This is a genomic window from Streptomyces sp. NPDC086989, assembly GCF_044745505.1.
Taxonomy (GTDB): Bacteria; Actinomycetota; Actinomycetes; order Streptomycetales; family Streptomycetaceae; genus Streptomyces.
Genome location: NZ_JBIVAL010000020.1, coordinates 115,095 through 124,525 on the forward strand (window position 1 = coordinate 115,095; position 9,431 = coordinate 124,525).

Sequence of the window (9,431 nt, forward strand, 5' to 3'; positions counted from 1 at the left end):
TCCTTACGCCGTCCGTCCTTGTGCCGGTCATCGTAGCCCCAGTCCCGAGATCGCCACACCCTGTCACCAAGATGTCACTGTGCACGAAGCAGAAACGGTGTGGGAGAGCAGAAGGTTCCCCGCTTCCCGCCCTTCCACACCGCTTTCGCCACAGTCAGTCAGCAATTGGTATCAGAGCGCTCGCCCGCCGGTCACTTGCCCCGCATCCACTGTTCCATGACCGACAGCAGGTAGTCCGGGTCGACCGGCTTGGTGACATAGTCGGACGCTCCGGAATCGATCGCCTTCTCCCGGTCGCCCTTCATCGCCTTGGCCGTCAGCGCGATGATCGGCAGGCCGGCGAACTGCGGCATCCGCCGGATCGCCGACGTCGTCGCGTACCCGTCCATCTCGGGCATCATGATGTCCATCAGCACGACGGTCACATCATCGTGCTGCTCCAGGACCTCGATGCCCTCCCGGCCGTTCTCCGCGTACAGCACCGCCAGCCCGTGCTGCTCCAACACGCTCGTCAGCGCGAACACGTTGCGGACGTCGTCGTCCACGATGAGCACCTTCTCACCGTGGAAGTCGTACGTCCGGGGCACCACCGGAAGTTCCTGCTCCGGATTGGCCCAACCGTCCTCCGGTCCCTGCACGTTGGGCTGCCCCGGCACCGCCGTACGCGGCTCCAGGTCGCTCAGCGCCTTGCGCCGCCGCCGGAACAGCGCGGCGCCGCCCTGCCCCTGACCGGCCGGCTCACCCGTCGGCAGCCCGGGCCGCGCGTGCTGCGGCTGCGCCTGCGGTACGGGGACGGGCGCCGCCGGAGCCGCCGGGAGCGCGGGCCGCGCCGCGTCCGCCTGCCTGCGGTACACCTCTGCGCGCGCACCCCCCGGCGTGGGCGGCGCGTACCCCTGCGGCGGCAACTCGCTCGGGTGCAGCGGCAGGTACAGCGTGAACGTGGACCCGCGGCCGGGCTCGCTCGCCGCATGGATCTCACCGCCCAGCAGCCGGGCGATCTCCCGGCTGATGGACAGTCCGAGTCCGGTGCCCCCGTACTTCCTGCTGGTCGTCCCGTCGGCCTGCTTGAACGCCTCGAAGATCACCAGCATCTTGCTCGCCGCGATCCCGATCCCGGTGTCCGTCACGGAGAAGGCGATCAGGTCCGCGTCCGCCTCCCGCAGCGAACCGGCCTCCAGCAGCTGCTCCCGGATCGCCGTCGGCACGTCCGAACCGGCCGGCCGGATCACCAGCTCCACCGCCCCGGTGTCGGTGAACTTCACCGCGTTCGACAGCAGGTTGCGCAGCACCTGGAGCAGCCGCTGCTCGTCCGTGTGCAGCGTCGCCGGAAGCTCCGGGGAGACCCGCACCGAGAAGTCCAGCCCCTTCTCCGCCGTCAGCGGCCGGAAGGTCGCCTCCACGTAGTCCACCAGCTGCACGAGCGCGATCCGGGTCGGCGAGACGTCCATCTTCCCGGCCTCGACCTTCGACAGGTCCAGGATGTCGTTGATCAGCTGGAGCAGGTCCGAACCCGCCCCGTGGATGGTCTCCGCGAACTCCACCTGCTTCGGGGACAGGTTCTCGTCCGCGTTGTCGGCGAGCAGCTTGGCCAGGATCAGCAGCGAGTTCAGCGGCGTGCGCAGCTCGTGCGACATGTTCGCCAGGAACTCGGACTTGTAGCGCATCGAGACCGCGAGCTGCTCGGCACGCTCCTCCAGGACCTGCCGGGCCTCCTCGATCTCGGTGTTCTTCACCTCGATGTCCCGGTTCTGCTGGGCCAGCAGCTCCGCCTTCTCCTCCAGCTCGGCGTTGGCGGCCTGGAGCGCCTTCTGCCGGTTCTCCAGCTCGTCGGAGCGTTCGCGCAGCTGCTCGGTCATCTCCTGCGACTGTTTGAGCAGCATCTCCGTCTTGGAGTTGACGCTGATCGTGTTGACGCTCGTACCGATCATCTCGGCGATCTGGCTCAGGAAGTCCTTCTGGATCTGCGTGAAGGGCTGGAAGGACGCCAGCTCGATGACGCCGAGCACCTTCCCCTCGAACAGCACCGGCAGCACGATCACGTGCGCCGGCGGTGCCTCCCCGAGCCCCGAGGAGATCTTCAGGTAACCGGGCGGGGTGTTCTCGACGAGGATCGTCCGCTTCTCCTCGGCGACGGTCCCGATCAGTCCCTCCCCCGGCCGGAAGGACATGGGCATCTGACCGCCCGCGTACGCGTAACTCCCGCGCATCCGCAGTTCGTACGAGCCGTCCGGGCCGCCCTCCGCCCCGATCTCGGTGCTCCCGCCGGTGGGCAGGACGAGGAAGAACGCGCCGTGCTGCGCCGAGACCACCGGGGTCAGCTCGCTCATGATGAGCGAGGCCACGTCGTCCAGTTCGCGGCGGCCCTGCATCAGGGCGGAGATCCGGGCGAGGTTGCCCTTGAGCCAGTCCTGCTCCTTGTTGGCCAAGGTGGTGTCGCGCAGGTTGGCGATCATCGTGTTGATGTTGTCCTGGAGGACCTGGATCTCGCCCGACGCGTCCACGTCGATCTTCAGGTTGAGGTCACCGCGGGTCACCGCGGTGGCCACGGCCGCGATCGCGCGCACCTGCCGGGTCAGGTTCCCCGCCATCTCGTTCACGGACTCGGTCAGGTCGCGCCAGGTGCCGTCCACGTCCCGGACCCGCGCCTGGCCGCCCAGGATGCCCTCGGTGCCCACCTCGCGAGCCACCCGGGTCACCTGGTCGGCGAACGAGGACAGCTGGTCGACCATCGTGTTGATCGTGGTCTTGAGCTCCAGGATCTCGCCGCGCGCATCGATGTCGATCTTCTTGGTCATGTCGCCCTTGGCGATGGCGGTCGTGACCATGGCGATCTGCCGCACCTGACCGGTGAGGTTGGAGGCCATGAAGTTCACCGAGTCGGTGAGGTCCTTCCACGTCCCGGACACACCCGGCACGTGCGCCTGGCCTCCGAGCCGGCCCTCCGTACCCACCTCGCGGGCCACGCGCGTGACCTCGTCCGCGAACGAGGACAGGGTCTTCACCATCGTGTTGACCGTGTCGGCGAGCTGCGCGACCTCGCCGCGCGCCTCCACCGTGACCTTCTTCGTCAGATCACCGTTGGCCACCGCCGCCGAGACCTGCGAGATGTTGCGCACCTGCGACGTCAGGTTGTTGGCCATCAGGTTGACGTTGTCGGTGAGGTCCTTCCAGATGCCCGTCACCCCGCGCACCCGGGCCTGGCCGCCGAGGATGCCCTCGGAACCCACCTCACGGGCGACCCGCGTCACCTGCTCCGCGAACGAGGACAGCTGGTCGACCATCGTGTTGACGGTCGTGACGAGTTCGAGGATCTCGCCCTTGGCGTCCACGGTGATCTTCTTGGAGAGATCGCCCATCGCGACCGCCGTCGTCACCTCGGCGATGTTGCGCACCTGCGAGGTCAGGTTGTTCGCCATGAAGTTGACGGACTGCGTGAGGTCCTTCCAGGTGCCCGAGACGCCCTTCACCTCGGCCTGACCGCCCAGAATGCCCTCGGTGCCCACCTCACGGGCCACCCGGGTCACCTGCTCCGCGAAGTTCGAGAGCTGGTCCACCATCGTGTTGAGGGTGTTCTTCAGCTCCAGGATCTCGCCGCGCGCATCCACGTCGATCTTCTGCGACAGGTCACCGCGGGCCACCGCCGTCGCCACCTGCGCGATGTTGCGCACCTGCGAGGTCAGGTTCCCGGCCATGCCGTTCACCGAGTCCGTGAGGTCGCGCCACACGCCGGCCACGCCGGGCACCTGCGCCTGACCGCCCAGGCGGCCCTCCGTACCCACGTCCCGGGCCACCCGGGTCACCTGCTCCGCGAAGGCCGACAGCTGGTCCACCATCGTGTTGATGGTGTTCTTCAGCTCCAGGATCTCGCCGCGCGCATCCACGTCGATCTTCTGGGAGAGGTCGCCGCGGGCCACCGCCGTGGTCACCTGGGCGATCTGGCGCACCTGGGAGGTCAGGTTGCCGGCCATGAAGTTGACGGAGTCGGTGAGCTCCTTCCACGTCCCCGACACCCCCTCCACGCGCGCCTGGCCGCCGAGGCGGCCCTCCGTGCCCACGTCCCGCGCCATCCGTGTGACCTGGTCGGCGAAGCTCGACAGCTGGTCCACCATCGTGTTCACGGTGTTCTTCAGCTGGAGCATCTCGCCCGAGACGTCCACGGTGACCTTCTGCGACAGATCGCCGTTGGCCACCGCCGTCGTCACCTGCGCGATATTGCGGACCTGGCCGGTGAGGTTGCGGAAGGCCGTGTTCACCGAATCGGTGAGGTCCTTCCACGTCCCCGCCGCACCCGGCACCTGCGCCTGACCGCCCAGCTCACCCTCGACGCCGACCTCACGGGCCACACGCGTCACTTCCGCGCCGAAGGACTGGAGCTGGTCCACCATCGTGTTGACGGTGTTCTTCAGCTCCAGCATCTCCCCGGCCACGTCCACGGTGACCTTCTGCGACAGATCGCCGTTGGCCACCGCCGTCGTCACCTGCGCGATGTCCCGCACCTGCGTGGTGAGGTTGCGGAAGACCGTGTTCACCGAATCGGTGAGGTCCTTCCACGTCCCCGCCGCACCCGGCACCTGCGCCTGACCGCCCAGCAGACCCTTCGCCCCGACCTCGCTGGCCACCCTGGTGACCTCGTCAGCGAAGGTGCGCAGCGTCTCCGTCATCTGATTGATCGTCTCGGCCAGCTGCGCCACCTCTCCGCGCGCGCTGACCCGTACCTTCTGCGACAGATCGCCATTGGCGACGGCCGTCGTGACCTGCGCGATCCCCCGCACCTGGGCCGTCAGGTTGCCCGCCATCGTGTTGACGGAGTCGGTCAGGTCCTTCCACACGCCGGCGACGCCGGGCACCTTCGCCTGACCGCCCAGCTCACCCTCCGTGCCCACCTCGCGGGCCACGCGGGTCACCTCGGAGGAGAACGACGACAGCTGGTCCACCATCGTGTTCACGGTGTTCTTCAGCTGGAGCATCTCGCCGGCCACGTGCACCGTGACCTTGCGTGACAGATCACCCTTCGCCACCGCCGTCGTGACGAGGGCGATGTCACGCACCTGGGCGGTGAGCCGGTACGCCATCGTGTTGACGGAGTCGGTCAGATCCTTCCAGGAGCCCGACATTCCGCGCACTTGCGCCTGACCACCGAGCTTGCCCTCGGTACCGACCTCCAGCGCCACGCGCGTCACCTCGTCGGTGAACGCGGACAGCTGGTCGACCAGGTTGTTGACCGTGCGCCCGACCTTCAGGAACTCGCCCCGCAGCGGATGCCCGACCCCGTCCGGGCTCTGCGTCCGCAGGTCCATCCGCTGGTCCAGATCGCCCTCGGCAACCGCCGACAGCACCCGGCCCACTTCGGACACCGGCCGCGCGAGATCGTCCACCAGCTGGTTCGAGGCGTCGATCGCGGCCGCCCAGGAGCCCTCGCAGGCACCTGTTTCAAGCCGTTCACTCAGCTTCCCCTCGCGGCCCACCATCCGCCGCACCCGGGAGAGCTCTCCGGTCAGATGGAGGTTCCGGTCGGCGACCTCGTTGTAGACGGCGGCGATCTCCGCCATCACGCCCTCGCCGGACACCGTCAGCCGCTTGCGGAAATTCCCGTCCCGCATCGACACCAGGGCCGTGAGCAGCCGGTTCAGGGCGGCGGTGTCGACTTCCGTCGTGCCGTTCCGGCGGGACCTCCCGCCCTTCGGGCGCGTTCCCGTACGCCGCACCGCTGCGCCAGACTCCACCGTGTCCCTCCCGAAAGGGTCGACCGCTGTTCCACCGACACCCGGCGAGTCGCACGCCCGGTTGTTCCATCCTGCCCAGTGTTTCACCCTGGCCGAACCCGGCCATAACACTTCGGCACCATCGCACACCGGCCGCACCCTGCGGGTGGAATCCCGGACGACCGCACCATGCCGCCCGCGAAGGTAAGTAACCTGGCACCCGATGTCCAACCGCGTCGAAGGAGATTCGTGATCACCGCTCGGGCGGCTGCCAGCTTCGACCCCCTCGGGCGCTCGGTCGCCGCGGCCCGCGCGTTCGTCCGCGACACCCTCCAGGGATGGGGCTTCGCGGACATCGTCGACGACGCCGTGGTCCTCACCAGCGAGCTCGTCACCAACGCCGTGGTCCACGCCGGCACCAGGGCCGAGGTCCTGTGCCTGCGCTCCGGCGACGGGGTCCGGGTCGAGATCGCCGACCGGTACCCCGAACGCGAGCTGCCGCTCCAGCACCCCGGCGAGCGCCCGTACGCCGACCCCGACCGGGAGAACGGCCGCGGGCTGATGCTCTGCGCCGCCCTCGCCACCCGCTGGGGAGTCGAGTACACCGCGACCCACAAACACGTGTGGTTCCGGCTCGACCTCCCGGACCGGCCGGTCGGTACCCGCTCCGCCGGACCCGTCGTCCCCGACCGCCTGCTTCCCCTCGCCGACACCCGCGTCCGCGTCGCCGTCCTGCAGATCGACGCCTCCGACGCCGTCTCCGCGTGGAACGAGGACGCCGAGCACGTCTTCGGCTACTCCGCCGAGAAGGTCGTCGGCCGCCCGCTCGCCGAACTCGCCGCCTGGCCCCAGACCCCCGGCACCGGCACCGGCATCGCCGAGGCGCTGCGCCTGTCGCGCTGGGAGGGCAGCTACGGCATCCGCGGAGCCGACGGCAGGGTGATCCCCGTTTACGCCTCGCACCTGCGGGTACGCGATGCCCACGGAGAGCCCTCCGTCGTCTGCCTGCTGGTCCACGACGACGAGCGGGCCCTGCTCCAGACCCCCGTACGGGTCGCCTCCGCCGACAGCCTCCAGCTCACCGAGCCCCGACCCGTGGACCCCTTCGAGGTCTTCATCGGCTCCCCCGCCCCCGACGACCTCGACGGACTCCTCCAGCGCACCGTCGAACGCGCCCGCGACATGCTCGACGCCGACTCCGCGTTCCTGCTGCTGGCCACCGACGACGAGACCGAGCTCGAAGTACGCGCCACCACCGGGCTCCCCTCCACCCGCCAGCGCTTCGCCCGCGTCCCCGTCGAGGCCGGCACCAACCGGTACGGCTCCGCCCGCATGCCCGCCGTCCACGACGACCTCGCCGCCGTCCCCGGAGCCGTCCCGCTCCTGGAGGCCACCGGCATGCGTTCGGTGATCACCGTTCCGCTCAAGGTCGAAGGCCGGCTCACCGGCTCGCTCGGCGTCGCCGCCGAGAACCCGGGGCGCTATTCCAACGCCGAGGCCCTGCGTCTGCAGTTCGCCGCCGACCGCATCGCCCTCGCCGTCGAGTCCGCCCGCCTCGGCGAGCTGGAACGGCTGCGCCGCGGCTCACTGTCCTTCCTCGTCGAGGCCTCCGACCTGCTCGCGGGCACCCTCGACCGGGACCAGACCCTGGCCCTCATGGCCCAGATGACCGTCCCGACGCTGGCCACCTGGTGCGCCGTCTACACCATCGCCGACCAGTCCTCCGACCCCTACCTCTCGTACGTCCTGCACGAGGACGAGGAGCGCATCGACGGCCTCAAGGCCCTGCTGTCCCGCGTCAGCCCGCCCGAACCGGTCCGCGAGGCCGGCGCCCGCCCCTGGCCCGAGACGGCGCTCGCGGTCGGCGGGGAGACCGTCGTCCTGCCGCTCCTGGCCCGCAACCGCGTGATCGGCATGCTGACGCTCGGAAAGCCGTCCGAGGAACACTTCCGCCAGGAGATCCTCGAACTCGCCGAGGACCTCTCCCGCCGGGCCGCCCTCGCCCTGGACAACGCCCGCCTCTACTCCGAGCGCACCGCCATCAGCCGCTCCCTGCAGCGCAGCCTGCTCCCGCCCGGCTCGCCAGCGATCCCCGGCATGGAGGTCGAGGTCATCTACCGGGCGGCCGGCGAGGGCAACGAGGTGGGCGGCGACTTCTACGACGTCTTCCCGATCCGTGACGGCGCGTACGGCTTCGCCATCGGCGACGTCTGCGGTACGGGCCCGGAGGCCGCCGCCGTCACCGGTCTCGCCCGGCACGCCCTGCGTCTCCTGGCCCGCGAGGGCCTCGGCGGCCCCGCGGTCCTGGAACGGCTCAACGCGGCCATCCTCGACGAGGGCGCCCGCAGCCGCTTCCTCACGCTCCTGTACGGCGAGCTGCACCCGCAGCCCGACGGCGGCGCCCTGATGAAGGTCGTGTGCGCCGGGCATCCGCTGCCGCTCCGCCTGCGCCCGGACGGGCAGGTCACCCCGGCCGCTGACCCGCAGCCACTGCTGGGCGTGATCGACGACCTCGACCTCTACGAGCAGACCCTCACGCTGGACCCCGGTGACGTGCTCCTCTGTGTGACGGACGGCGTCACGGAGCGCCGTGAGGGCACCCGCATGCTCGGTGACGACGGCCTCGCGGACGTCCTCACCACCTGCACGGGCCTGACCGCCGGCGCGGTCGCCGCCCGCGTCCTGCGCGCGGTGGAACGCTTCGCGGCGGAACCCGCCTCGGACGACATGGCGATCCTCGCTTTCCGCGTTCCGCAGCCGCGCGAGGGCGAGTAGCCGGGCCGCGGCCGGGGCTCACGCCGGAGGCCTGGACCTGAAGCCGCGGGTGGCGGAACGCAGGGCGAACGCCATCACCACTTCGAAGACGCCGAGCAGGACGAGCCACAGCCCCAGCAGCCGGGTGAGGGCGACCGCGGAGTCGACCGGGAAGCAGAGCACGACGATGCCGGCGACGGTACCGAGGACGCCCAGGCCGAAGAGCAGACCCCGGTGGACGAGGCCCCGGTCGGCGATGGCGACGTACGCCGTGAGCACTCCGGTCAGCAGCCAGAACACTCCGAGGATCAGGGACAGTGCCCCGATCGTCTGCAGGGGATGCCGCAGTACGAGGACGCCGGCCAGGAACGCCAGCAGGGCGACCAGGACGCTCGCGACTCTGCTGCCGCCGTCGTTGCCGTGCGAGAAGGCCGTCACAAATCGGAAGACTCCTGCGACGAGGAGTTGCAGACCGATGATGACGGCCAGGATGTGCAGCGTCTCATCGGGCCATACGAGTACCAGAATGCCCGGGATCAAGGTCGCGAGGGCGAAGCCGAGCGCCCAGCGCCACGAGGCTCCGACCTGCTTGAGGACGTCTTCCGGGTCGCTCTGCGTGGGGTGCGGTACCGCCGCATCGGGGGGTAGGGACATCGCGCCTCCCAGGCCGGCCGGACGGGCCCAAGGGGCACGTCGAACCCGCCGGTCGTACCTTTCTTACCCTTCCAGCCCACTTTAGCCAGGGGTGGTGAGGTCCGCCAACGCAAAAAGGCCCCCGCCAGATGGCGGGGGCCTTTTCGATGGAGCCCTTTAACGGAATCGAACCGTTGACCTTCTCCTTACCATGGAGACGCTCTACCGACTGAGCTAAAAGGGCGGGTTGTTCGGCGGCGTCCTACTCTCCCACAGGGTCCCCCCTGCAGTACCATCGGCGCTGAAAGGCTTAGCTTCCGGGTTCGGAATGTAACCGGGCGT

Annotated in this window: 3 protein-coding genes, 1 tRNA gene and 1 rRNA gene; 1 reads left to right on the top strand and 4 read right to left on the bottom strand. The window is 69.6% G+C overall.

Annotation, left to right across the window (positions count from 1 at the left end; all coding sequences use genetic code 11):
- Positions 1-191: 191 nt before the first annotated feature.
- Positions 192-5,723 (bottom strand): HAMP domain-containing protein, encoded by a 5,532-nt coding sequence (locus ACIPK4_RS34810; protein ID WP_402320475.1) that lies wholly within the window; start codon positions 5,721-5,723, stop codon positions 192-194.
- Positions 5,724-5,891: 168 nt separating this feature from the next.
- On the opposite strand from ACIPK4_RS34810, the gene ACIPK4_RS34815 reads away from it, so the two are divergent.
- Positions 5,892-8,477: a SpoIIE family protein phosphatase gene (locus ACIPK4_RS34815; protein WP_402320478.1), complete on the top strand. Its 2,586-nt coding sequence runs from the start codon at positions 5,892-5,894 to the stop codon at positions 8,475-8,477.
- A gap of 18 nt (positions 8,478-8,495) precedes the next feature.
- Here ACIPK4_RS34815 and ACIPK4_RS34820 read toward each other — a convergent pair whose 3' ends face one another.
- From ACIPK4_RS34820 to rrf, 3 genes are all read right to left on the bottom strand, one after another.
- Positions 8,496-9,110 (bottom strand): HdeD family acid-resistance protein, encoded by a 615-nt coding sequence (locus ACIPK4_RS34820; RefSeq protein ID WP_402320481.1) that lies wholly within the window; start codon positions 9,108-9,110, stop codon positions 8,496-8,498.
- Positions 9,111-9,257: 147 nt separating this feature from the next.
- Positions 9,258-9,333: transfer RNA gene (locus ACIPK4_RS34825), tRNA-Thr, on the bottom strand.
- Between the two features lie 5 nt (positions 9,334-9,338).
- Positions 9,339-9,431, bottom strand: a 5S ribosomal RNA gene (gene rrf / locus ACIPK4_RS34830); the annotation flags it as partial.